At 58.0% G+C, this 25,087-nt stretch carries 27 protein-coding genes; 21 read left to right on the forward strand and 6 right to left on the reverse strand.

Features of this window, described 5'->3' with window-relative positions; genetic code table 11:
* Positions 1-2 precede the first annotated feature (2 nt).
* The 3 genes from J2046_RS28015 to J2046_RS28025 all read right to left on the reverse strand — a co-directional run bounded on the left by J2046_RS28015 (position 3) and on the right by J2046_RS28025 (position 1,933).
* On the reverse strand, positions 3-1,100 hold the full coding sequence (locus tag J2046_RS28015; RefSeq protein WP_210057398.1) for a YeeE/YedE family protein: 1,098 nt from the start codon (positions 1,098-1,100) through the stop codon (positions 3-5).
* A 66-nt stretch (positions 1,101-1,166) separates the two neighbouring features.
* On the reverse strand, positions 1,167-1,523 hold the full coding sequence (locus tag J2046_RS28020; RefSeq protein WP_037153397.1) for an ArsR/SmtB family transcription factor: 357 nt from the start codon (positions 1,521-1,523) through the stop codon (positions 1,167-1,169).
* A gap of 83 nt (positions 1,524-1,606) precedes the next feature.
* Positions 1,607-1,933, reverse strand: a complete 327-nt coding sequence (locus tag J2046_RS28025; protein WP_325169795.1) for a transcriptional regulator — start codon at positions 1,931-1,933, stop codon at positions 1,607-1,609.
* A 97-nt stretch (positions 1,934-2,030) separates the two neighbouring features.
* Here J2046_RS28025 and J2046_RS28030 point away from each other — a divergent pair, with 97 nt between their 5' ends.
* From J2046_RS28030 to J2046_RS28075, 10 genes are all read left to right on the forward strand, one after another.
* On the forward strand, positions 2,031-2,765 hold the full coding sequence (locus J2046_RS28030; protein ID WP_210057399.1) for a cytochrome c biogenesis CcdA family protein: 735 nt from the start codon (positions 2,031-2,033) through the stop codon (positions 2,763-2,765).
* A gap of 9 nt (positions 2,766-2,774) precedes the next feature.
* On the forward strand, positions 2,775-3,365 hold the full coding sequence (locus J2046_RS28035; RefSeq protein ID WP_210057401.1) for a thioredoxin family protein: 591 nt from the start codon (positions 2,775-2,777) through the stop codon (positions 3,363-3,365).
* A gap of 130 nt (positions 3,366-3,495) precedes the next feature.
* Positions 3,496-3,957 (forward strand): sulfur oxidation c-type cytochrome SoxX, encoded by a 462-nt coding sequence (soxX, locus tag J2046_RS28040; protein ID WP_210057556.1) that lies wholly within the window; start codon positions 3,496-3,498, stop codon positions 3,955-3,957.
* A gap of 24 nt (positions 3,958-3,981) precedes the next feature.
* Positions 3,982-4,431 (forward strand): thiosulfate oxidation carrier protein SoxY, encoded by a 450-nt coding sequence (gene soxY / locus J2046_RS28045; protein WP_210057403.1) that lies wholly within the window; start codon positions 3,982-3,984, stop codon positions 4,429-4,431.
* 30 nt (positions 4,432-4,461) lie between these two features.
* Positions 4,462-4,791, forward strand: a complete 330-nt coding sequence (gene soxZ, locus J2046_RS28050) for a thiosulfate oxidation carrier complex protein SoxZ (RefSeq protein WP_210057405.1) — start codon at positions 4,462-4,464, stop codon at positions 4,789-4,791.
* A gap of 85 nt (positions 4,792-4,876) precedes the next feature.
* The gene (soxA, locus tag J2046_RS28055; RefSeq protein WP_210057407.1) at positions 4,877-5,731 is read left to right on the forward strand and encodes a sulfur oxidation c-type cytochrome SoxA; all 855 of its coding nucleotides are present in this window, start codon (positions 4,877-4,879) and stop codon (positions 5,729-5,731) included.
* A 76-nt stretch (positions 5,732-5,807) separates the two neighbouring features.
* Positions 5,808-7,508, forward strand: coding sequence for a thiosulfohydrolase SoxB (gene soxB / locus J2046_RS28060; protein ID WP_210057409.1), 1,701 nt, complete (start codon positions 5,808-5,810; stop codon positions 7,506-7,508).
* Between the two features lie 87 nt (positions 7,509-7,595).
* A complete protein-coding gene (gene soxC / locus J2046_RS28065) occupies positions 7,596-8,867 on the forward strand; it encodes a sulfite dehydrogenase (protein WP_210057411.1) in 1,272 nt (423 codons plus the stop codon).
* Positions 8,851-9,540, forward strand: coding sequence for a c-type cytochrome (locus tag J2046_RS28070; protein WP_210057412.1), 690 nt, complete (start codon positions 8,851-8,853; stop codon positions 9,538-9,540). The genes soxC and J2046_RS28070 overlap by 17 nt, the downstream gene beginning before the upstream one ends.
* 120 nt (positions 9,541-9,660) lie before the next feature.
* Positions 9,661-10,107, forward strand: coding sequence for a pseudoazurin (locus tag J2046_RS28075; RefSeq protein WP_210057557.1), 447 nt, complete (start codon positions 9,661-9,663; stop codon positions 10,105-10,107).
* Between the two features lie 368 nt (positions 10,108-10,475).
* Here the strand turns inward: J2046_RS28075 and J2046_RS28080 are convergent, their stop codons facing one another.
* Positions 10,476-11,033, reverse strand: coding sequence for a cytochrome b/b6 domain-containing protein (locus J2046_RS28080; RefSeq protein ID WP_210057413.1), 558 nt, complete (start codon positions 11,031-11,033; stop codon positions 10,476-10,478).
* A 2-nt stretch (positions 11,034-11,035) separates the two neighbouring features.
* On the reverse strand, positions 11,036-11,311 hold the full coding sequence (locus J2046_RS28085; RefSeq protein ID WP_210057414.1) for a PepSY domain-containing protein: 276 nt from the start codon (positions 11,309-11,311) through the stop codon (positions 11,036-11,038).
* 132 nt (positions 11,312-11,443) lie between these two features.
* On the opposite strand from J2046_RS28085, the gene J2046_RS28090 reads away from it, so the two are divergent.
* From J2046_RS28090 to arfA, 11 genes are all read left to right on the forward strand, one after another.
* Entirely contained in the window at positions 11,444-11,791 is a 348-nt protein-coding gene (locus J2046_RS28090) for a PepSY domain-containing protein (protein ID WP_210057415.1), read from the forward strand.
* Complete coding sequence (locus J2046_RS28095) at positions 11,791-12,459, forward strand: response regulator transcription factor (RefSeq protein WP_210057416.1); 669 nt, start codon at positions 11,791-11,793, stop codon at positions 12,457-12,459. The genes J2046_RS28090 and J2046_RS28095 overlap by 1 nt, the downstream gene beginning before the upstream one ends.
* Positions 12,456-13,808 (forward strand): sensor histidine kinase, encoded by a 1,353-nt coding sequence (locus tag J2046_RS28100; RefSeq protein WP_210057417.1) that lies wholly within the window; start codon positions 12,456-12,458, stop codon positions 13,806-13,808. The genes J2046_RS28095 and J2046_RS28100 overlap by 4 nt, the downstream gene beginning before the upstream one ends.
* Before the next feature lie 94 nt (positions 13,809-13,902).
* On the forward strand, positions 13,903-14,292 hold the full coding sequence (locus J2046_RS28105) for a DUF302 domain-containing protein (protein WP_210057419.1): 390 nt from the start codon (positions 13,903-13,905) through the stop codon (positions 14,290-14,292).
* A gap of 179 nt (positions 14,293-14,471) precedes the next feature.
* Positions 14,472-16,325 carry a heavy metal translocating P-type ATPase gene (locus J2046_RS28110; RefSeq protein WP_210057421.1) on the forward strand — a complete coding sequence of 618 codons (1,854 nt, stop codon included), beginning with the start codon at positions 14,472-14,474 and terminating at the stop codon, positions 16,323-16,325.
* Positions 16,326-16,529: 204 nt separating this feature from the next.
* Positions 16,530-18,428 carry an ABC transporter substrate-binding protein gene (locus J2046_RS28115; protein ID WP_210057423.1) on the forward strand — a complete coding sequence of 633 codons (1,899 nt, stop codon included), beginning with the start codon at positions 16,530-16,532 and terminating at the stop codon, positions 18,426-18,428.
* A gap of 60 nt (positions 18,429-18,488) precedes the next feature.
* A complete protein-coding gene (locus J2046_RS28120; protein ID WP_210057425.1) occupies positions 18,489-19,496 on the forward strand; it encodes an ABC transporter permease in 1,008 nt (335 codons plus the stop codon).
* Positions 19,493-20,353 carry an ABC transporter permease gene (locus J2046_RS28125; RefSeq protein WP_037153437.1) on the forward strand — a complete coding sequence of 287 codons (861 nt, stop codon included), beginning with the start codon at positions 19,493-19,495 and terminating at the stop codon, positions 20,351-20,353. The genes J2046_RS28120 and J2046_RS28125 overlap by 4 nt, the downstream gene beginning before the upstream one ends.
* Positions 20,353-21,420, forward strand: a complete 1,068-nt coding sequence (locus tag J2046_RS28130; protein WP_210057427.1) for an ABC transporter ATP-binding protein — start codon at positions 20,353-20,355, stop codon at positions 21,418-21,420. Before J2046_RS28125 ends, J2046_RS28130 begins: the two co-directional genes overlap by 1 nt.
* Positions 21,417-22,313 carry an ABC transporter ATP-binding protein gene (locus tag J2046_RS28135; RefSeq protein WP_210057429.1) on the forward strand — a complete coding sequence of 299 codons (897 nt, stop codon included), beginning with the start codon at positions 21,417-21,419 and terminating at the stop codon, positions 22,311-22,313. Before J2046_RS28130 ends, J2046_RS28135 begins: the two co-directional genes overlap by 4 nt.
* Positions 22,314-22,356: 43 nt before the next feature.
* Positions 22,357-23,904 (forward strand): arabinosylfuranosidase ArfA, encoded by a 1,548-nt coding sequence (gene arfA, locus J2046_RS28140; protein ID WP_411828561.1) that lies wholly within the window; start codon positions 22,357-22,359, stop codon positions 23,902-23,904.
* Between the two features lie 9 nt (positions 23,905-23,913).
* Here the strand turns inward: arfA and J2046_RS28145 are convergent, their stop codons facing one another.
* Positions 23,914-24,840, reverse strand: coding sequence for an ArsR/SmtB family transcription factor (locus J2046_RS28145; RefSeq protein ID WP_210057433.1), 927 nt, complete (start codon positions 24,838-24,840; stop codon positions 23,914-23,916).
* Positions 24,841-25,087: the final 247 nt, after the last annotated feature.

Below are 25,087 nucleotides of genomic sequence, written 5' to 3' on the forward strand. Positions count from 1 at the left end.
AGCTATCGGTCAAGGCTGACGGAACTCTCTCGAAAGATGGCCAATCCGGAGCCCTCGATCAGATAGGCGAGACCGATTTTGGCACCGAGTGCTATCGAAGCGAAAGCAAGCGGTGCCGAGATGGCGAGTGCGGAAACGCCGGTAATCCCTTGTCCGATCGTGCACCCCATGGCGAATACGCCGCCGACCCCCATCAGGAGCGCGCCCAGCAGATGCCGGCTTAATTCCCGGGCATCGTCGCAGGCTTCCCAGCGCACGGTTCGGCGAACCTGCGCATTGATGGCAGAGCCGACGATGACGCCCATGACCAGGCCGACACCATAATCGGGGACACTCCCCGTAAATGTCATGAGTTGAAGCAGGGCATCGCCCACCGGAACGACGAAGGAGCCGGCTTCGAGCTGGACGATTTCGAAGGAATTCCTCGAGGCCAGAGTGGTGGCAACCCAGCCGAAGGTAATGACTGCTCCAATGATCATTCCCGCACCAATGGACCACCACCGACGCCGGTAATCGGAATCCCGGAATACCCAGCCGAACATGGCGAGCGCGACGATGCCGGCAATGGGAAGACGAAGATCGACGCCAATGAAGTAGGACGCAACAAGCCCGATGGATTGCCCGCCGGCAAATCCGAAGTCAATCGCAAGGTTGTCCACGATGGGCACACGCGCCTGGGCGATCAGCCCCTTCTGAGCGGATAGCGCGCTGACGCCGAGGATGATGAGAACGACAAGGGATCGCAGGCTTCCGCCGCCAAGCCTGACGAGCGCGCCGAAGCCGCAGGTGCCGACGAGCGCCATGCCGAAACCGAACATCACGCCACCCAGGATCGCTCCGGTCCAGGCGAAACTCGAACGGATGTAGAAGCTCTCGTCGGATACGGCAAGCCCTAGGGCCTGAAAGCTCTGGGTCAGGACAAGAGCCGTCGCAGCGGCGAGAATCCAGGTTCTCAGGCCGGTGCTGTCGTTGGCATACCAATAGCGCTCCAACGCGGACATCGTGCAGAAACGCTGATTGCGGGCCACAAATCCGAGCACGCAACCGGCAAGCAGCCCGGCAACGGGCAAGAACCACGCCGATGCAACGATATTCTCCATTTTATCCTCCCGCGAACCCTCCCCGGTTCGCAAAGGTCGTAACACCAGTCCCTCCGTTGACTGGTGTTACGATGGCTTCTCACCCTGTCGCACCGGTGCGCAGAAGAGCTCGTAGAGAGAGCCTATCACGGGTGCGATCTCCTTGTTGGCAAGTGAATAGTAGATCACACGCCCATCCCGGCGGGTCGTGACAAGGCGATCGAAACGGAGGCGCGCCAGTTGCTGCGATACGGCGGCCTGCGGCATTCCCATCGTGTTTTCCAGCTCCGAGACTGATTTTTCGCCTTCGGTGAGCAGGCACAGGATCAGCAATCGGTCCTCGTGCGACAAAGCCTTGAGCAGCTCACTCGCCTTTCGCGCCTGCGCGAAGAGCTTCTCCCGCTCTTCCGGCGTTTGCAGCGTGTTCAACTGTGGCAGGCTCATTCGCCCGTACCTCCTATTTCACATCCGCGCCTATATTGGCAGAAAGGACCGCGCAATGTCCATTTCCTACGGAAGCTTGGCGATCAACTCATCGATTGAAAACCAGAAAAACTCATCTCCCGCGTAGCCACGCAGGCGGCCGATCTCTCGCCCTCATCCATCAGGATGAAAGTCGGCGTAAACCGCTCCCGCTGTATATGGTCGAGATCCTCAGGCCACGCTTCGGTGATGTCAACGCGGCGAAGAGGCGCGCGTGCCCCCTCTTCCGTCTTCGGCCATGCGGGGGCAATCTCGGCGTTGAAGCGTGCGCACCAGACGCAACCCGGCTGCTCCAGCATGACCAGTTCGGCCGCCTTCCCCGAAGTCGCACCGGCGAGGATGAGCACCGCAAGAAGGGTCGATTTCCGCAAGGATGGGGAAGCGTCCGAAATCATCATTTGCAACATATAGCATTTTCTGAATACATGTGGCAATGCTGTGATGCAGGGGGGTCTTGGGAGGGATCGAATGCTTGATGTCAGCGTGGGGGGCGCGTTACTGGCTGGGTTGCTGTCATTCGTATCGCCTTGCGTTCTGCCCATCGTTCCACCTTACCTGGCCTGGCTTGCGGGGGTGAGCTTCGATCGATTGCGGGATGCCCAGCCGAACCTGGCCGACCGGCGGCAGGTCATACTTTCAGCAGTCTCTTTCGTTGCCGGCTTCTCGACGGTTTTCGTTGCCCTGGGTGCGACAGCGAGCCTGATCGGCAAGATGATTGCCCAATATTTCAATGTGCTTTCGGTAGCGGCAGGCGTGGTGATCATCGTCATGGGCCTGCACTTCCTCAAAATCCTTCAGATCGGGATGCTCTATCGGGAAGCCCGGGTACAGGTTACGGAGAAGCCTGCAGGTTTGGTTGGCGCCTTTTTGATGGGTCTGGCCTTCGCCTTCGGCTGGACGCCGTGCGTGGGACCGGTTCTGGCCGCAATTCTGTTCGTCGCCGGGGGAGAAGGGACGGCGGTGCGCGGAAGTATTCTGCTGGCTGCCTATTCCCTTGGCATCGGACTGCCCTTCATCGCTTCGGCCGTTTTCGCCAGCCGGTTCCTCGGTTGGGCGGCGCGCTTCCGGCGACACATGCGTAAAGTGGAGGTCGCGCTCGGAGTGTTCCTGATCGTGACGGGCCTGCTTTTCATGACCGGACAGATGTCGACGATTTCGCTTTGGCTCCTCGAGACTTTTCCAGCGTTTCAAACAATTGGGTAGGAGGTCGCAATGCTGCAGTTCGTTTTTCTGACGTTCTTCGCCCTCTTCGTCAGTGCTTCCGCCGAAGCGGCTGCAACGATCGGCGAGGACGGCCTTCACAAGGAAGAGTGGTTTTCGACGACCTTTCGCGACATCGCGGAGGATATTGCCGAAGCCAAAGCCCAGGGTAAGCGCCTAGCGATCGTGTTCGAGCAGCGAGGCTGTATCTATTGCCGCCAGATGCACGAGAAGATTCTCTCCGATCCGGAGGTGCGCGACTACATCAAAGCCAACTTCCTCGTCGTTCAGTACAACATGTTCGGCGATGAGGAAGTGACGGACCTCGACGGCGAGGTGCTAACGGAAAAAACCGCTGCCCGCAAATGGGGTTATATCTTCACGCCGACGATTGTCTTCCTTCCCGAAGATGCCGGGGCCCGGGTCTCCGCCAGCAAAGCTGCAGTCGCCACGATGCCGGGAGCTTTCGGCAAATGGACCTTCCTCAACATGTTCCGGTGGGTGCGCGAAAAGGGGTACGAAGGAAACGAACATTTCCAGACCTATCACGCGCGCATTATCCAGGAACTCCGCAAGTCGGGGAAGCTCATCGGTGAGGACTGATGCGTGTCGGCAGCCGATATATTCAAAGATTTATATTTTTCTATTGATGGCCGTTGAACATAGCGCTATCGTAAAAATGGAGGCTTGAACCGGTCGTACCGGTTCGGTGAGTTTGGGAGGACTCATGACAATGAAGCGTTTCCTGACCTGTGTCGCGGTGCCTGCTTTCTTGTGCAGTCAGGCTGCGGCGGTAGAAATTGCGCCGGACGCCGTCAAGATCGATGAAATGAAGGTCTCCCAGTCTCTGACTGGTGCGACCGGGAATGCCGAAGAGGGCGCGAAAGTTCTGGCGAATCGCGGCCTTGGAAATTGTCTTGCCTGTCATGTCGTCACGCCGCTTGCCAAGGAACAGTTTCACGGCAACGTAGCCCCTGCCCTGGATGGCGTCGCCGACCGCTGGTCCGAAGCCGAACTGCGCGCAATCGTGGTCGACGCCAAGCGGGTTTTCTCCGAAGAGACGGTCATGCCCGCCTTCTACAGCCTCGACGTCGGCATCAACGTCCGCAAGGACCTGGCTGGCAAGACGATATTGACGGCACAGCAGGTCGAGGACGTCGTCGCCTATCTCACGACGCTGAAGGGCTCGAACTAATTTTCCGGAAGAGGAGATGAATTTATGAAGATCAACAGGCGACATATGCTGAGCCTTTCGGCGGGCGCAGCACTCTTCTCGATAGCGGGACATCGCTCCGCATGGGCGGATGTCCCGGCTGCCGAAAAGCGAATTATGGACTTTGCAGGCGGCAAAACGCCTGCATCCGGCAAGATCACCCTGACTGCACCGGAGATCGCCGAGAACGGCAACACGGTCCCGATCTCGGTAAACGTCGAAAGCGCGATGACTGGCGGAGACATGGTCGACTCCGTCATCATCGTCGCGGATGGCAATCCGAATCCGGAAGTGGCGACCTTTCACTTCACCGCACTGAGTGGCACGGCTGTCGCGACGACCCGCATGCGCCTCGCCAAGACACAGAACGTCATCGCCGTCGCAAAGATGGCCGACGGCTCGGTGTTCATGGACAAGAAGGAAGTCAAGGTGACGATCGGCGGTTGCGGCGGCTGACGACAACAGAGGTGGAAGGAGACTAGTCAAATGGCAGCGCAACCAAAACCGCGTATCAAGGTTCCGAAGGAAGCGAAAGCTGGCGAGGTGGTGTCGATAAAGACCCTCATCAGCCATGAGATGGAATCGGGCCAGCGCAAGGACAAGGACGGCAAGGTCATCCCGCGCAAGATCATCAACAAATTTGCATGCGAGTTCAACGGAACTCCCGTTTTCTCCTGCGATATCGATCCGGCGATCTCGGCCAATCCCTACTTCGAGTTCAGCGCAAAACTGACCGAAAGCGGCACGTTCAAATTCACGTGGATCGACGACGATGGCGCTATCTACACGGATGAACAGAAGATCACCGTAAACTGAGCATGCATTCGCTGCAACGGGCGGCGAGTGCACACCCATCGGTCGTCATCGCCTTATTGGGGGGGTTATCTTGGGAGGGATAACGATGAAGAGACTATCCGTCTTGCTGCTGGTGTCGGTGGCATCTATCTCGGGATTGGCAGTGATGGCCTACGCCGATCCTGTCGATGATACCCTGACCATCGACGATCGCGAGATGATCATAAGGGCGAAGGCGCCGAAAGGGCATCCGTTCGATGAAGTGCTGTCCGGTTGGCTTTTCCGGGAGTCGGAAACCCGTGCGACGGAAGCCGATTCGTTCGCCAATCCGGGAATGCTTGCGGTGGAACGCGGCGAGGAACTCTGGAACACCGTCGATGGATCGATGGGGAAATCCTGTTCCTCTTGCCACAATGATGCATCCGCGACGATGAAGGATGTCGGCGCGCATTTCCCCAAGTGGGATGCGAAGGCCAGGAAGCCCGTCAACATCGAGATGAAGATCAATGACTGTCGTACCGAACGTATGGGCGCCGAACCCTACAAGTTCGACGCGGAGGAGCAGGTGGCGCTGACCACCTATATCAAGCACCAGTCCTTGGGCACTCCGGTGCAGATCGACCTGTCTGAGGGCGAGATGCAGTCGTGGTGGGAGAAGGGCAAGGAACTCTACTATACCCGTACGGGCCAGTTGGATTTCTCCTGTGCCTCCTGTCATGAGAAAAGCATGGGCAAGTTCATTCGCGCCGATCACCTCAGCCAGGGGCAGGTCAACGGATTTCCGACTTACCGCTTCAACACCGCCGGCATGGTCTCCCTCCACAATCGCTTCCGCGGTTGCATCCGGGATACCCGCGCCGAAATGCCAAAGGCCTTTTCGGACGAATTGATGGCGCTTGAGGTCTACGTCACCTGGCGCGGCACCGGCCTTTCGGTCGAGACGCCTGCGGTTCGCCAATAACAGGACCGAAGACCAAAATAGTTTCTCATGCGCGGAGGGTTCGAAGCCGTCCCTTCCCCTGGTTATGGAGTCCTTGATGTTATCGAGACGTGAAATGCTCATGGCCGGCGCGGCGCTGTCGGCCATCGTCGGCTCCGGGCTTGCCGGCAAGTGGTCGAGGGTGGCCGCGCAGCAGTCTCTGAGCGAAGACGATCTGCTCCGCTTCGAACCGCTCGGCAATGTGACGATCCTTCACCTCACGGATATACACGCCCAGCTCATGCCGGTTTATTTCAGGGAGCCGTCGGTCAATCTCGGTGTTGGTGATGTGGCAGGCCTGCCGCCGCACGTCACCGGTTCCGATTTCCTGCGCCTCTATGACATAAAGCCTGGAACCCCCGAGGCTTACGCATTCACCTCCGAGGATTTCGTGGCGCTTGCCAAAGGGTACGGCAAGATGGGTGGGCTGGACCGGATTGCGACGATCGTCAAGCGGGTCAGGGCCGAGCGCGGCGAAGATGTCTTGCTGCTCGACGGTGGCGACACCTGGCAGGGCAGCTACACCTCCTATCAGACCAAGGGCCAGGACATGGTGGACGCCATGAACGCGCTTGCACCCGACGCCATGACGGGGCACTGGGAGTTCACCTATGGTACGGAACGCGTCCAGGAGATTATCGAGACCCTTCCCTTTCCATTCCTCGGAGGGAACATTTTTGACGCCGAATGGGATGAACCCGCCTTCGATGCCTATAAGATGTTCGAGAAGGGAGGCGCCAAGATCGCCGTCGTTGGACAGGCGTTTCCCTATACGCCGATCGCCAACCCGCGCTGGATGTTTCCCAACTGGTCATTCGGTATTCGCGAGGAGCAGGTCGCAAAGAATGTCGCGGCCGCACGCGCCGATGGCGCGGACATCGTCGTGCTGCTTTCCCACAACGGTTTCGACGTGGACCGAGCCCTCGCATCACGCGTGGGCGGAATCGACATCATTCTGACTGGACATACCCATGATGCGCTTCCGGAGCCCGTCCTTGTCGGCAAGACCTTGCTGATTGCTTCCGGCTCGCATGGAAAGTTTATTACACGGCTCGATCTCGATATCCGGGATGGGGCTCTGAGGGGCTATCGGCACCGGCTCATCCCGGTGTTCTCGGATATCATTGCGCCGGATCCCGAAATGTCGAAGGCAATATCCGACATTCGGGCGCCGTATCAGGCTGAACTCTCGCGAGAACTCGCGACCTGCGACGGCCTCCTATATCGGCGCGGAAACTTCAACGGGACGTTCGACGACCTGATCTGTCAGGCTCTGCTCGACGTACGCGAGGCGGATATAGCCCTCTCTCCGGGCTTCCGCTGGGGCACGTCAGTCCTGCCCGGGCAGAAGATTACCGTCGAGGACCTGCACAATGCCTGCTCCATGACCTACCCGAACGCCTATCGCAACACGATGACCGGTCAGATGCTGAAAGACATCCTAGAGGACGTGGCCGACAACCTGTTCAACAAAGACCCCTACTATCAGCAGGGCGGCGACATGGTCCGGGTGGGCGGCATGAGATATTCGATCGATCCAGAAGCGGCGATCGGATCCCGCATTTCCAGCATGGTCTTGCTGGAATCGGGCGAGCCTATCGAGGCTTCGAAAGAATATGTCGTTGCGGGTTGGGCCTCGATCAATGAAAGCACGCAAGGACCGCCGATCTGGGACGTCGTGGAGCAGTACCTGACACAAAATCCGGTCGTCAGCGTGGAAGAGAACCAATCCGTAAAAATCATCAATCGGAAGTCATGAGGCAAAGCCTCGTTGGCAGATAGTTTGCGACGTGATATATAGAAAAAATTGAATATGTTTTATGAGTCATCTGTTCGGGAGGAACTGATGAAGACCGAGACAACCAGAACAACGCGCCGTGCCCTTCTCAGGGCCGGATTGGCAGGCGGCACGGCGGCACTTACCACCGGCACGGCAGCTGGTGCACGGGCAGCCGGCGATCCGGCAATTACCGAAATCCAGGATTGGAACCGCTATCCGGGCAAGGGGGTGGATGCAACGCCTTATGGCTCGCCTTCTTCATTCGAGGCTCATGTCATCCGCAAGAACGTGCCGTGGCTGACCTCCGATCCTATCTCGTCGGTCAATTTCACACCCCTGCATGAGATCGACGGCATCATTACTCCGAGCGGCCTGTGTTTCGAGCGTCATCACGGCGGCATTGCCGAGATCGATCCGAACGCGCATCGGCTGATGGTTCACGGCATGGTGGACAAACCTCTCGTCTTTACGATGGCCGACCTGAAGCGCTTCCCAAGGGAGAACCGCATCTACTTCCTGGAATGCGCGGCGAATTCGGGGATGGAATGGCGTGGAGCGCAATTGAACGGCTGCCAGTACACGCACGGCATGGTGCATTGCGTCATGTACACCGGCGTCCCGCTCAGGACTATCCTGAATGAGGCAGGCGTGAAGCCGGAAGGCAAGTGGCTTCTGGCGGAAGGGGCAGACGCTTCGGCGATGACGCGGTCGGTCCCGCTTGAGAAGGCATTGGACGACTGCATGGTCGCTTTCGGAATGAACGGAGAGGCGCTTCGTCCCGAACAGGGCTATCCCGTCCGCCTCGTGGTTCCCGGCTGGGAAGGCAATATGTGGATCAAATGGCTAAGGCGCCTCGAAATCGGGGACCAGCCCTGGCAACAACGCGAAGAGACGTCGAAATACACAGACCTTCTCGCCACCGGCAAGGCGCGCCGTTTCACCTTCCTGATGGATGTGAAATCCGTCATCACCAATCCCAGCCCGCAGGCGCCGATCAGGCATGGCAAGGGTCCGCTCGTGCTGACGGGGGTTGCATGGTCCGGCAATGGGCGGATCAAGCGCGTCGACGTCTCCGTCGACGGCGGACGCAACTGGCATACGGCGCGTATCGACGGGCCGAGCCTGCCAAAGGCATTGCATCGCTTCTACTACGAATTCGACTGGGACGGCTCCGAACTGTTCCTGCAATCCCGCGCGATCGACGAGGCTGGTTTCGTGCAGCCGACAAAGGACCAGTTGAGAGGCGTGCGCGGTTCCAATTCCATCTATCACAACAACGGCATCCAGACCTGGCACGTTACCGAGGAAGGGAGCATCGAGAATGTCGAAATTTCGTAAGCCGCTGCTCATCATCGGCCTATCCGTTCTGGCTAGCGCCGCCACTGCTCTGGCGGGAGATGGAGAACATTTCAAGCTCGGGCGCGTCGCAACTCCCGATGAGCTGCTTGCCTGGGACATCGACGTTCGTCCCGACGGTCTCGGATTGCCTGACGGACGAGGTACAGTGGCCCATGGGATGGAAATCTTTGACGAGAACTGCGCGTCCTGCCATGGCGATTTCGGCGAAGCCGTCGGCCGGTGGCCTGTCCTGGCGGGCGGGAAAGGAACGCTTCAGGCGGATCGGCCGGAGAAGACCATCGGTTCCTATTGGCCCTATCTCTCCACCGTCTTCGACTATGTGCGCCGTGCGATGCCGTTCGGCAATGCCCGGTCACTATCGGATGACGACGTCTACGCTTTGACCGCATATCTCCTCTACCTCAACGACGTCGTGACGAATGACGAGTTCGAACTCTCCAAGGAGAATTTTGCCGACATCAAGCTGCCGAACGAGACCAACTTCATCGACGACGACCGTACGAAGGAACCGTTCTATGCGGACAAATCGGAGCCCTGCATGGAAAACTGCAAACCCGACAAGGCGACCATAAAGGCGCATGCCGCGATCCTCGACGTGACGCCGGAAGATGCCGGTGAGGACGACCAGCCGGCGAACGGCGGAATAGAATAGACGGGTCCGCCAATTCGGATCCGATCCGCTCTGAAATCGATGACGAAGCCGTTGCTACACGGCCGCAGACGACCAACCCGCGATCGAGATCAGATCCCCATTCATACAAGGGAGAATTACATGAAGAGGATTATCCTACCAGCCGTATTGGCCCTGGTGACTGGAACCCCTGGCTTCGTGATAGCCGCCGATCACAGGGTCGAGATGAGGAACAAGGGCTCTGATGGAAGCGCTATGATATTCGAACCGCGCCTGGTCAAGGCTGAGATCGGCGACACGGTAACCTTCGTCGCGATCGACAAGGGCCACAATTCCAGCGCCATAAAGAAGGGCGTCCCCGACGGCACTGCTGAGTGGAAAGGCGAGATCAATCAGGAAATTACCGTAAAGATCGAGGCTCCCGGCGTGTATATGTTTCAATGCACGCCGCATTTCGGCATGGGAATGATTGGTGCCATCGTTGCAGGCCAACCTGTGAATCTCGAAGCGGTCAAGGCAATAAAATTCCCCGGCAAGGCGAAGCAGGTCGCATCGGAAATATTCGCGGAGATCGAGGCGGATGATTGAGCTCGATTTGAGGATGGGCAGGCCGGCCAGCTTGTCCCACCGTCATTCCGCCAACCGTAGGCCACGCCTCAGGCTGTTCTCGCCCGGAACTAATAAGCCTCAGCGAATCCGCCATCGGCATCTTGCTTTCGACGCCGATCATTCAGGTTCTGGTGCTGTGCTGTGCGAGACGGCCAGGTTGACGAGGATCAGCGAAGCTCAGCGACCAAGATAGTTCTCTGAAGTCCCGATCAAGGAAAGGGGAGAAACCGGAATACCGGCGCAGCCGCTGGTTCTGACCAAGCTATGCGTCCGGAAGTATCGCAGAACCGAAAGCTCGTCGCACAGCGATGATGGCGACGAGCTTCGGCAAGACCAAAACCTTTGGGTCAATTTGCTCGTTTCCTGCCGGTGATCATTGCTCGGACCAGGTTTTCCCTGTGCTCAATGCTGGCTAGAACCACGCCTCCTATGTGAAGTGCGACCAGCCCAAGAGTGATATAGACCAGCGCCTTATGGGTCTCTTCCACCCATTCGATGCCCCAATAGGCATCGGTGGTCATCATATAGCCGGTGGTGACGATGCCCGATAGCATGAAGAAGAGCGCGACCACCATCGCCCCTCCTGCAGGATTGTGTCCGATATAACGCTTTGCACGCATAGCCAGACTGTTTCGCAGATGGCTAAGCACCGTGAGGGGGTGATAGACAAAGTCAGAAAAACGCGCATGTCGCGATCCGACGACGCCCCAGATCACTCGAAGCGCCAGCAGCACGATGATCACATACCCGGAGTATATATGGACACTTTTCCATTCATCGCCGGTCAGGAACGAGAAGGCGAACAGTGTCACGAGCGACCAGTGAAAGATCCGCACCAACGGATCCCAAACCCTGACCATCTGCGGCGGACGATTGGCCGCCGCCTTCATCTCGATCGTCGTCATGGTCAGTCGCTTTCATTGCCGACGGCTTCGCCGTTGCTGGGATTGAAGAGGACTTCGACGCGTTTTCCTTTCGAATCCTTGGCATAGACCTCATAGCAACCCTTCTCGACTTTCACCTGGCGGACCTCAAGGCCGGCAGCCTTTGCTTTTTCCTTGATGACGTCCTCGCTCAGCCATTTGTCTTTCGGGGTGTTGCCGCAACTGTGGCTCTCCTCCGCACGCGCCAAGCCGGTCGCGGCTGCGGTGAGAACGAGGGTAGCCAGAATAAGCTTCTTCATGGATGGTCTCCGTCAAGATCCGAGGAGCCTCATTGCCCCGCCGGCTGAAGCGGACATTAAAAATCTGGACCTGACATCTGGCTGAGGACAGATGTAAGCTTTTTGTCAGGTAGGGGAGATTATCGCTCGATCATGTATGCCCTGCGTCCATACCTGTTCTTGCTTTCGCTGATACCGGCCCTTTTCGCGGGCTGGACGATGACGCGCGCCGATGGCCCTGTTCATTCGGTAGAGGATGAGAACGAGCATCCTGATCTGGATCGTATTCGCAAGCTCGTGCTGCAGGGAAAGCTGTTGCCACTCGCGACGCTGAAGGCCAATGTCCTGAAGACGTGGCCCGGCGAGTTGATCGGCATCCGGGTGGACCAGGAACACGGCAATGTCATTTATGAATTCCGCATTCTCCGCTCGGCCGGTCAGATGACGGAGGTGGAGGTGGATGCGAAAACGGGCAAACTCGTCGAAGTCGAGAATGAATAATGCGTCTGCTTCTTGCGGAGGACGATCCGCTGATCGCCCGCGACATTGTCGCTCAATTATCGAAGGCAGGTTATGTCGTCACCCATGAAAAGGATGGCGAAGCGGCCTGGTTTGCCGGAGAACATGAAGATTTCGCCGCCGTAATCCTGGATCTCGGCTTGCCGAAGCTCGACGGCCTCACCATCCTCAAACGGTGGCGTGCGAACGGCCGCAACATACCGGTCATCATTCTCACCGCCCGCGGCAACTGGGAGGAACGAGTTGAAGGCATCGATGCCGGCGCCGACGACTATCTCTCCAAACCGTTCCGTATGCCGGAGCTTCTGGCGCGGCTGAGGGCCGTTCTGCGCCGCTATGCCGGCCAGGCCAACCCAATCCTCTCCTCCGGCCCGATTTCCATCGACACCCGCCAGAAGACTGTCATGGTCGACGATCTGCTGGTGGAAGTCTCGCCCCTCGAATACCGCTGCATCGCCGTACTGATGCAAAACCGGGACCGCGCCGTCTCGCAGATGGAACTGACCGAGCAGCTCTATGCGCAGGATTTCGAGCGCGAGAGCAATTCCGTCGAGGTCCTGGTCGGGCGTCTCCGCAAGAAGCTCGGCAAGGATGCGATCCTCACCCGGCGAGGCTTCGGTTATCAGATCGCCCAGGACGAAGCGACATGACCTCCATTCGCAGGCGCTTCGTCCTGATCGCACTCCTGACTGTGACACTGTCGCTCGTAGCGGCGTCGGCCGTGCTCATCCATATCTTTGGCGACAGCTACAGCCGACGCGTTCAGGATGAATTGAGCGGTCATATCACCCGTCTTGCCGCCGTGTTGCAGTTCAATGCAGACGGTAAATTGCTGATGCCGCCGAGCCCGGCTGACAACCGGTTCCTGACCCCTTACAGCGGCCTCTACTGGCAGATCGGCGATCCGGCAGGCAAGAGCCAATTGCGATCGCCTTCGCTCTTCGACGAGGCCCTGCCCCTGCCCGACGACGCTCAATCGCCGGGAACGATCCATACCTATCGCCTGGAGGGCCCAGAACAGCGCGACGTGATGGTGCAGGAGCGGGTGGTACTTGTTGCAGCCCCCGAAGGCAAGCGCCCGGTTAGAATCGCCGTGGCGATTGACGCCGCCGAGATCGATGCCGCGCGCTGGACATTTGCACTGGCGATCCTGCCTTATGTCGTTGCACTGGCATTGTTTCTCATTGTCATGTCCCTGGCCCAACTGGCTTTCGGCCTCAAGCCTTTTCGGCAGTTGTCGGCCGATCTGAATCTGATCCAGAATCGCCTCGCCGACCGACTTCCAGGACCATACGCAAAAGAACTCCAGGGGCTGGCAGATCAGCTCAATCATCTCCTGGAAATGCAATCAGCGGCAATCGACAAGGCGCGTGGACGCGCAAGCGATCTTGCGCACGGACTGAAGACCCCCCTGACCATCCTCTCCAACAACGCCTTCACCCTGCGAGAAAGAGGAGAGGCCAAGATCGCCGCCGAACTGGACTGGCTAGCTCGTACCATGCTCGCTCATGTCAATCATGAACTGGCGCGTGCCCGCATAGCGCAGAGCCCCGAACAGCGTCGCGACGATGCGCATGCCTCAAAAATTACCTTGGATATTATCCGGACGCTCAAACGCACCGGCGCCGGTGAAACACTCGCATGGGATTTCGATATTCCTGACACGCTGACCCTTCCCGTCGATCCACATGACTTTCGCGAACTGGTCGGAAACCTGCTCGAAAACGCCACCAAATGGGCACACACGTCGATCTGGATAAAAATAGCCGGCAGCGGAAACGGCTGGCGGCTTGTCGTTGAAGATGATGGGCCGGGCGTACCGGAGGACAAGCTTGCCGATCTGACTCGTCGGGGGATGCGCCTTGATACGCTGAAGCCGGGGTCGGGTCTGGGGCTGGCGATCGTCAGCGAGATAGCAACAGTATACGGGCTCAAGGTAAAGTTTGGAAACAGAGCGGACGGCGGTTTCCGCGCCGATATTCTGTTTCCCCCGAACTGATGTCCGAAATCAAGGCTGCATTGCGCAAGATCAGTGCCCGCCCCGATGAATGCCCTACATAACCCAATGCGACGTAGAGTTGGGAGTTGAGATAATGGCTTATACCTTAGACAAGACGATCGGCGGGTCGACATTCAACGAGGTGGTCGAAAGGACCAAAGCGGCTCTTTCGAACAATGGCTTCGGTGTTCTCACCGAAATTGACGTCAAGGCGACGATGAAGAAGAAGCTGAATACCGATCTTGATGATTACCTCATCCTGGGCGCATGCAATCCCGGCATGGCTTTCGAGGCGATCAAGATGGAGCCAAAGGTCGGAGCGATGCTGCCCTGCAACGTCATCATCCGATCCCTCGGCGATGAGGGCATCATGGTCAGCGCCATCGATCCTGTAGCCTCCATGCAGGCGATCGATAATGACGCCTTGAAGGAAACGGCGGGAAAGGTCAGGGAAATGCTGGCGGTCGTCGTTAAGGCAATATAACCGGGCTTCGGAGATCGTGATGAAAAGGCGGAAGTCGGGTGGAAAGGGTCAGAATGGTCGCGTCTGCTCAATGCGCTTTTCTGACGGACAAAATCAGGTGGTGTTCCATTACCTGAAAGCTGTGCCGCTGTTTTCCGGAACGCCTGCGGCAATCGCCCCGGCCGAGGGAGTTGAGCCGCGTGGAATATGCAAGCGCCGATCGATTGAAGAAGGCCCTCCTTTTGATTGCGTTGGCCGGCCTCGTGACCGGACTTGCCCTCTATTCTGCAGGCAGGATCGATGCGGCCGGCATCGTATGGTCGGCAGGGGTCGTCCCCGTCCTGGCTGCGCTTCTGGTGGAGATTCTGCGCAGTCTATTCAGGGGTGAGGTCGGGCTCGACATCGTGGCGGCCTTGTCCATGTCGGCGGCGCTGGCATTCGGCGAGACGCTGGCGGCCGCCGTCGTCGCTGTGATGTTTTCCGGCGGCACTTTCCTCGAGAGCTTCGCCGAAGGCCGCGCTAGGCGCGAAATGCAGGATCTCCTCTCGCGCGTGCCGCGGGTCGCGACCCGGCATCGCAACGGGGCGCTGGAGGATGTACCGCTCGACGATATCGAACCGGGCGACCGGTTGCTGATCCGGCAAGGAGATACGGTGCCCGTGGACGGCACGATCGCGTCCGACACGGCCTTCCTCGATACCTCCGCACTGACGGGAGAATCCTTGCCCGTCCGGCTTGCTCGTGGCAGGGAGGCGATGAGCGGTTCGACCAATGCGGGCGAGGCATTCGACCTTAAAGCAATACGTCGCGCGAGGGAAAGCACCTATGCCGGGATTGTCCGCCTCGTAGAGGAGGCGCAGGGGTCGAAAGCACCGATGTCGCGGCTGGCAGACCGCTGGTCACTCGCCTTCCTCGCGGTGACGGTCGCGCTGGCTTCGACCGCCTGGTGGTTCACAAGCGATCCGATCCGGGCCGTTGCCGTGCTGGTGGTGGCCACGCCCTGCCCTCTGATCCTTGCAGTGCCGGTGGCGCTGGTGGCGGGCCTTTCGCGCGCAGCGCATTTCGGAGTTCTCATCAAGGGTGCCAAGCCACTCGAGGCGATGGCGCGGATACGAACCCTGATTGTTGACAAGACAGGTACGCTGACGGAAGGGCGCCCGCGGATCGTCTCTATCGACAGTCACATCGGCATCTCCGAAGTGGAGCTCCTCCGCTTCGCCGCGGCGCTTGAGCAGGCATCGCAGCATCCCGTCGCACAGGCTATTGTCGCCATCGCGAAGGAACAGGGCCTCACTCTGCCGGTACCCTCAGAAGTCGCCGAGATTCCTGGCGAGGGCGTCGTCGGAAGTGTCCAGGGTCGCAAGATTGTAGTGGGTGGCGCAAGTTTCGTGGCAAGGCGCATCGGGCAGAACACGGACAATCATTCATCTCTCGCGGCAGGGTCCGTTCTCGTCGCCGTGGCGGTCGACGGTAAGATGGCGGGACATCTGGTAATGGCCGATCCCTTGCGCAAAGGCGTGGAAACCTTGTTCAAGCGGCTTCGGCAGGAGGGCGTGGCGCGGATCCTTCTGGCGACCGGCGATCGTCCCGACGTGGCCGAACGCGTGGCGGAAGGTCTTGGTCTCGATGGTCTTCGGGCCGGGCTGACCCCGGATCAGAAAGTTCTCCTTGTCCTCACCGAGCGCAAGAACGGCCCTGTCATGATGGTCGGCGACGGAGTCAACGACGCACCGGCGCTCGCCGCTGCGGATGTGGGCGTCGCTATGGGTGCTCGAGGCGCTGCCGCCTCGGCCGAGGCCGCCGACGTCGTGCTGCTCGTCGACCAGGTCGACCGGCTCGGACCTGGGATCGTGATCGCCCGGCGCGCCCGGCGCATCGCGATTGAAAGCGTCGTCGCCGGGATCAGTCTGTCCGTGCTTGGCATGGTCGCTGCAGCCTTCGGCTACCTCACGCCGGTTCAGGGCGCACTGCTTCAGGAAATCATTGACGTTGCTGTCATCCTGAACGCCTTGCGCGCTCTGCGCATCACGCCGCCCGAACTCCCGGACGGCTAAGACATGAAACACATCTCAATTGATAGACCCTGAGCCTAGCTCGCTTACCGCTCGCAGAGTTAGCTCAATCATCGACATCAGCTCAGTTCATATCCGATATTATGATATAGACCATATTATATGTTGACTTATATTCCCGGCTGTTAGACTATCACTCCCGTTCGGATAGCCGATGAGCACGCTGGAAACTGGGAGGATAACGGCATGCTTTCGAGAAGGACATTCATGTGGCTCGCGGGTACATTTCTCGCGACCAGGCCGGCGCTTGGGCAGGTGCTGGGCGGCGATTTACCCCGAGACCAGTTGCTGATCCTGGAAAATCCAGAAGGCACGATTAAGAATGCCGGCTGGTTCAACATTTGGGCCATCAATGCAGGTGGCCAGACTACCGGCCTGCACCAGAACGCGATGGATACATTCTGGTATATTGACCCGGACCACGGGATCAACGGCGTCTGGGACAATTCTCTAGCAACCGAAAAGCCGATCTATAATAAGGACTTCACGGAAATGACCGTGAAGTTGAGGTCGGGTATCTTCTGGAGCGACGGGGTGGAATTCACGGCTGACGACGTGGTCTTCACGATCGAGACGCACATGAAGACCAGCGGACTGCGTTGGAGCGCTCCGGTTCAGGTCAATGTGGCAGCGATCGAGAAAAAGAGCCCGACTGAAGTGCTCTTCAAGCTCAAGAAACCCAACTCACGCTTCCACGCTCTGTTTACCGTCCGCTGGAACGCGATGTGGATGATGCCGAAACACGTCTTCGAGAAAGTTGGCGACGTCCTGAAATTCGACTTCAATCCGCCGGTGTCGCTGGGCGCATATACGCTCCACAATTTCGACCGCGGCGGCAAATGGTTCATCTGGAAGAAGCGGGACGATTGGCAACGGACGACAGTCGCGCGCTATGGCGAGCCCGGTCCTGGCTATCTCGCGTACATCGATCCGGGACCACCTGAAAAGCGCGTCATCGAGCAGCTCAACCACCGCCTCGACGTCATTCACGATCTTTCGCCCGAAGGCATGTTTACGCTCGCGAAGGATTCTCCGTCTTCGGTCAGTTGGTTCAAGGGTTTCCCTTATGCCCACCCGGACCCGACGCTTCCTTCTGTCATCTTCAATCATCGGCTGGAGAAGTTCCAGAACAAGGATGTCCGTTGGGCACTCGCGTTGCTGATCGATATCAAGGCCGTCAGCATGGCTTCCTATCGTGGCGCGGCGACAATCTCGGCCATCGGCGTGCCGCCTACGGGGCTATACCCGAAATATTACTTCGAACCGATGGAGCAATGGCTTACAGGCTTTGAGCTCGATACCGGCAAACGTAAGATCAAACCTTACGACCCGACGGTGGGCAAGCAGATCGCCGATATGCTTCGGCCTTCGCTAAAAGATCAGATACCTTCGGACCCCGCGGATATTGCGACTGCCTTCGGTAGAGGCTGGTGGAAGCCCGACCCGGAAGCGGCAACGGAGCTCCTCCAGAGGGCAGGCTTCACCAAGCAGGGTGAGCGCTGGTTCCAGCCGAATGGCCAGCCGTTCACCGTGAAGGTTATGGTCGAAGGCGACCTCCGGCCCGTCATGACGCGCGCAGGTTCGATCATTGCACAGCAATGGCGGCGTTTCGGTATCGATGCCAATATCGACGTCGCTCAGGGAACAATGCTCGACCGTCGCGGTGTCGGCGACTTTGATACGTTCATCGGCTGGAGCGTCGAAACCTGGGGCGGTCACCCAGACCTCTCCTTCTTCCTTGACAGTTGGCATTCGCAGTTCGTCGTCGACGTCGGCAAGGTGCAGCCGCCGAGAAACTGGCAGCGCTGGGCCGAACCTCGGCTGGACAAGATCATCGAAGAGATCCGTACGATTGATTTCGACGATCCTCGCGGCGTCGAACTCGGCCTCGAGTATCTGAAGCTGGCGGCGGCTGAAATGCCGATCATTCCGCTGATGGCATACAACGTGTTCGCAACGATGGACACGACCTATTGGACCGGCTTCCCGAGCCTTGCCACGAAGCCCTACACGAATCCGGTCTCCAACTGGGGCAACACAAAATACATGATGGTCAATCTGAAGCCGACCAAACCGGCGAAGTGACCGGGCCTGCCCGGCGTTCCCAGCGCCGGGCGGAACCTCTTTCCAGGACATGAGGCATCAATGCGATCCTACGTCATCTACGTGGGCAAACGCGTCTTGCAATTCGCGCTTGTCGTATTCGTCGGTATCAGCATCACGTTTCTGATCACGCATCTGACGCCGATCGATCCGGTCGAGCATGCCGTCGCACAAGTCAGTACATTTGGCTTTTCCAGCCCTGAATCCATCGAGCTTCTCCGGCAGTCGTTGCGGGAGCTTTACGGAGTGGGCGACAATCTATGGGAGGAGTATCTCGTCTTCTGGCAACGACTTGCCACGCTCGACTTCGGTCCATCGTTGTCGGCATTCCCCACACCCGTGAGTGAATTGATTGGAAGAGCCATCCCTTGGACGATAGGACTCCTTACGGTATCAACCATTTTGAGCTGGTTCATCGGCAATATCATCGGCGGACTGGCCGGTTATTACAGCCGAAATAGGGTCCTCCGGATAATTGGCATGATCATGATGGGCCTGCATCCGGTCCCATATTACATCGTCGCCTTCGTCCTCTTGATCGCCTTTACCTTCGTGCTGCCGATCTTGCCGAGCAGCGGCGGCTACGAAATGAACATGACGCCCGGATGGACGCTTAAGTTCATCGGCAGTGTTCTGCTTCATTCCATCCTGCCGTCGTTTTCCCTTATCCTTGTCGGTGTCGGAAGCTGGTTCATGGGCATGCGCGCGTTGGTCTCAAACATCGTGACCGATGACTATGTGACCTACGCGTCTCTTGCCGGCGTGCCCGAGAGACGGCTGGTGACCTCCTATGTGATGCGCAACGCCTTCCTGCCGCAGATCACCGGCCTTGCTATGTCGATTGGTGCGATCTTCAATGGCGCAGTCATCACCGAACAGGTCTTCGGATATCCAGGGATTGGCCGCCTTCTGGTCGAGGCGGTTCATGCGGCCGATTACTCGCTCGTCCTCGGTATCACGTCGATCGCCATCATCGCGGTGTCGGCCGCCGTGTTCATCATCGACATTATCTACCCATTGATCGATCCACGCGTACAGGTGACCCAATGATTGCCGTCTTTAGGGATCTGTTCCGCTACAACGGCGAATTCGCCATCGGCTTCATGATCATGGTGATCATCCTCGGCATCGCCGCCGCGTCGTTTTTCTCGCCCTATGAGCCAATCGATTCCTATCTGGTCGCAATGGACGCCCCACCGTCAGCCGAATACGTGTTCGGCACCAACTCGCGCGGCCAGGACATCTTCTGGCAGCTGACGTTCGCGATCCGCAACACGCTCGCATTCGGCTTCATCGTCGCGCTGATCAGTCGCATTCTCTCTTTGGCGATCGGGTTGGTCTCAGGCTATGTCGGGGGAGCCGTCGATCGTGTCCTGATGTCGATTAACGACACCTTCATCGTCATCCCGCTGTTCCCTCTTCTGGTGCTCCTCTACTTCGTCCTGCGGGACGACATGACCTGGTTTGTACTTGCACTTGTAATGGCAGGGCTTGGTTGGGCTTATGATGCCCGATTGATCCGATCAGTCATGATCAGCCTGAGGACCAGGGAGTTCACCAACACCAGCGTCTTTTCCGGCATGTCCATGCCGAGGATCGTCACCCAGGAGCACCTGCCCTACGTGCTGCCGATTGTCTTTTCGACCTTCATGAACAACATGAACTGGTCGATCGGGCTGGAAGTCACGCTTGCGGTGCTGGGTTTTACCGATGTCGATACGCCGACAATCGGCGGCATGATCTTCTGGGCCAATCAGCACAGCGCAATGGTTTCAGGCATCTGGTGGTGGTATTTCTTCCCCACCCTGTTCGTGACGCTGACGTTCATCGGCCTCTTCCTCCTATCCATTTCCATGAATGAGTACATCGACCCGCGAAGCCGGCTCGACCGGATGGGGAATTCGTGATGGTCCATATCCCCGCCTCATCCGTCCGGGATAGTTCCCACGTGTTAGAAACGCATGATCTGCGTGCCTACTATCGTATGAAATATTTCGGTATCGACCGCGAAGTGCGGGCGGTCGATGGCATCTCGATGCACGTGCGCAAGAACGAGATCTACGGCATCGCCGGCGAATCCAGCTGTGGCAAAACAACTTTCATAAAGGCTATCGCCGCAGCAATCAGGCCGCCCTTGGAAATCGTCGCAGGGCATGTGAAATACAGCTTCATCAAGGATGGTCTGTATGAGCTGCCTGCGGCAGAACGCTCCGCCATTCGCTGGCGCCACCTATCCTATATTCTTCAGGGCTCGATGAACGTTCTCAACCCCGTTCGGCGGATCCATAAGACGTTTGAGGATTTTGCGTTCCGGCACATGCATTTGGGGCGCGCTGAATTCGATCTCGAGGTTAAGCGTCATCTTGAGCGTCTGCGCCTTCCTGCCGAAATCCTTCATGCCTACCCGCACGAACTGTCCGGCGGTATGCGACAGCGCGTCTGCATAGCACTCGCCACCCTCTGCAAGCCTGAATTCATCATCGCCGATGAGCCCACGACCGCTCTTGATGTCGTTGTCCAGAAAGACGTCCTCGCCATGATCCGCGAGACGCAAACGGAATTCGGATCATCGATGATCTTCGTGACCCACGACCTGACGGTTCACGCCAACGTCACGGACCGGCTGGGTATCATGTATGCCGGAAGGCTTGTTGAGGAAGGTCGAACGGCGGATGTGTTTTCCAACCCGATGCATCCTTATACCGCTCATTTGATTGCGAGCCTCCCAAAGATCGGCGACACGCAACCACGTAGCGCACTAAGCGGATCTCCACCCAACCTGGCCGATCCACCCAAGGGATGCCGCTTCCATCCCCGCTGCCCTCTCGCCATGGAAATTTGTCGCCATGAAAACCCGGCGCTGACGATGCTTGCCGAGGATCATCGGGTGGCATGCTTCGCAGCGAGCACAAAAGTGCAGCCAAGCAAGGACGGAGAACAAGGTGAGATGAAAACGCTGGAGGTCGTGCGATGACCACGCCCCTTCTGGGCCTAGACAAGGTTTCGAAGCTCTACAAGCGCGGCGGTCTCCTGGGGCGCGAGGAATTCCGGGCTGTCGACGACGTCACCTTCCATATCGACAATAACGAGCCGCAGGTCTTCACAATCATCGGCGAATCCGGAAGCGGCAAGACCACGTTGGCCAGAATGATCCTCAACATGGTCCGGCCGACCGCCGGGACGATTTTTTTCAAAGGGCAGGATCTGGCATCGATCCGCGGCGGAGGTGCGCGGCGAAGATTCATGAAGGAAGTACAGCCGATCTTCCAAAACCCCTTCGAAGCATTCAATCCCCTGAAGCGCGTGGATCGTTATCTGTTCATGACCGCAAAGAACTTCACAGACGCACGCTCATCCGCACAGCATGAAGCGGCGGCCGATGCAGCCTTGAACAAGGTTGGCCTTTCGCTCGGCGAGGTTCGCGGCAGGTTTCCTCACGAACTGTCCGGAGGACAGTTGCAGCGGGTTGCGATTGCCCGCGCGCTCATCCCCGGCCCTTCGATGATCGTCGCCGACGAGCCTGTCTCGATGGTCGACGCCTCATTGAGAATGTCCATAGTCAATCTGTTTCGAACGCTTCGCGACGACCTGAAGGTGTCGATCATCTATATTACGCACGACCTTGCGACGGCCTATTACGTCAGCGACAGGATCATCATCATGCGCAAGGGCGAGGTTGTCGAAAGTGGTCCGGCCCGCACTGTTCTGGAAAACCCGCAGCATTCCTATTCCCAGCTCCTGAAGTCCGCCGTTCTGTCCCCCGATCCTCATGGTCACGGCGTGTTGATCGGCGACAGCGCCGCTTCGCAGCAGGCGCGGGCATCGCCACACCCGCATGTCAGCAGTTCAGAGCCGCAAGTGCGCTAGCGGCTGAAATATCCTTTTTTTCATCGGAGCGAGATTTAAGATGATCAAGGCCCAAGTCCGGTTCGACCGGGACTTCATTATTGGTGAAACCGACAAGCGTCTTTTCGGTGCATTCATCGAGCACCTCGGCCGTTGCGTATATGGCGGGATTTTCGAACCCGGCCATCCGACGGCGGACGGTAAGGGGTTCCGACGAGATGTTCTGGAGCTCGTACGGGAGCTCAATCCGACCATCATGCGCTACCCTGGCGGCAACTTCGTCTCCGGTTACAATTGGGAAGATGGCGTGGGGCCGATCGAGCAGCGCCCCCGTCGGCTCGATCTCGCATGGAAGTCGGTCGATACGAACCACTTCGGGACCAACGAGTTCATGGACTGGTGCCGGGCTGCGGATATCGAACCGATGTTGGCAGTCAACCTCGGCACGCGTGGTCCTGACGAAGCGCGTCACCTGCTCGAATATTGCAACCATCCATCGGGCACCCATCTTTCCGACCTTCGCCGCCAGCATGGCTGGGAGACGCCGCACGACATCAAATTCTGGTGCCTGGGCAATGAGATGGACGGAGGTTGGCAGATGGGAGCAAAAACGGCCGAAGAATACGGTCGCATTGCCACTGAGACCGCCAAGATGATGCGGATGACGGACCCGACGATCGAACTGGCGGCATGCGGATCCTCCGGCCGAAAGATGGCGACCTATGGCGAGTGGGAAAGGATCGTGCTTGAGCACACTTTCGACCATGTCGAGTTCATATCTCTGCATACGTATCTCAACAATTATGCCGATGACACGCCTTCCTTCCTGGCAAGTCCCGACCTGATGGACAGTTTTATCGATGAGGTGGTTGCGATCGCAGATGCGGTGGCCGCGCGGCGCCGCTCGCGCAAACGCATTATGCTCAGCTTCGACGAGTGGAACGTCTGGTACCGCACAAGGCGCGGTGAGCATAACCGCGTCAAGGAGGGTTGGCCGGTCGCCCCGCCCATTCTGGAGGAGGAATATAACATGCAGGACGCGCTTGCCTTCGGCGGCGCCTGCATTTCGCTGCTCAATCACGCCGATCGGGTCAAGGCGGGCTGCCTTGCCCAGCTGGTCAACGCGATCGCCCCGATCATGACCGAGACCGGCGGCCCGGCCTGGCGCCAGACGATCTTCTGGCCATTCTCGGATTTCAGCAACCTCGGCAGAGGTAGGGTGCTGAGAACCAACGTTGACACGCCGACGTATTCAACGCGTTATTATGATCCAACCCACACAGAAGATCTTTATGACAAGATCGATCCGGTGCCTTATCTCAAATTTTCAGCCGTGCATTCTGAGGCGGACAAAACCGTTACGCTGTTCATTTTGAACCGGCATCTCTCCGACGACATGCAAATCGATATTGCTGCGACAGGTTTCGGAAACCTGGGGCTGCAGCGCGCCCATACGCTTCACCACGAGGAGCTTAAAGCCAGCAACACGAAAAACAACCCTGACAAGATCGCCCCACGCACATTGCAGGGCGTGGAGGCTCTGAGTTCTCGGACCACCGTGACTGTCCCGCCGGCTTCATGGAGTGTCGTCCGGTTTAACGCTGCCGCATAAGCTCCGGCTTCAGGCAATATAAAGACGCATCACGATGTCCTGGTCATAATTGCCGAAGCCACGGCCAAAGATGTTGATGCCTCCCGGATGGGGGGCATTTTCCTTGATCCCGATCTTCATTCGAATGGAATGATGATCGGCCATGCCGACATCGTCGATAGTGACATTCGAGATGGAAACTCCATCAACAAATGATCCCTGTTTGGTTATCCGGAAGGTTTTCAGCTTGCCGTATTGCGAACCTTCGAGCTTCCACCACTTGGGAGTATAGACGCCGCGCTTGTCGCCATAGTCTCCGGGAGATGTCCACGTCCCCACCTTGTGATCATTGACCCATAACGTGATATCGGACGGCCAATTAACATTCGTCCCTGGAACTTCGGACGACAATTCCATGGAAAACTCCACCGCCTCGATGGTCGAGTTGAGAAGCCTGGCGTTATTCGGGAACTTGTATTCCACATTCCCGCGCCCGAACCAGATCAGCGCCGCCTGGACCCGACCGGGATCCAGGAAGAAGTCCGGCACATCAAGCAATCCGATAACCCCCTCGGGGGAGCAGAGGCCACATGGCGCCGACACCTCACAACTCGTGAAGAGGCCAAGCGGCATCGCAACCTCAATCTGGTTGCTGTTCTGGCTTTTCTCGGGAGTATCGAAACGAACTATGACTTCGTCATACTTCGCGCTGCATACTTTCTGATGCCCTTTTGTCGCCTTGACGGAGTGGGTATCGATCAGCCCCGCCTCCTCCAGCGTCAATATATTTACGGCCACTGTCGATTGAGGCAGCGACAGCGCGGCACTGATCTCATTGACATTCATTTTGCCGCGATCGTGCAGAAGCTGCAGAATGTTGATCCGGATAGGAGACGCAAGTCCTTTAAGTACCGAACTGCCTGTATTTGCGGATATGGTGAGAAAATTGGGTTTCATGTTCAAAACTGCTGTTGCCGGTCCTTTGTATCAGGATTTTTGATTTAGTAAGAGCGAAATTTTTCCAGGCAATAGGCGAGAGCGCGTCAAGTGCAGCAATGAACAGGCCCTGGTTAATACCGGATTTTGGGATCGTGTGGCGGGCGAATGGTGCCGCGCAATGTCACCAGGTCATCGATATACCCGCCAGGAGATGGGGTAGGAGAAACTCCCGTTGTATCGACTAAACGGGCTCGTGTTGTTTTGC

The organism is Neorhizobium petrolearium (assembly GCF_017873175.1).
Taxonomy (GTDB): Bacteria; Pseudomonadota; Alphaproteobacteria; order Rhizobiales; family Rhizobiaceae; genus Neorhizobium; species Neorhizobium petrolearium.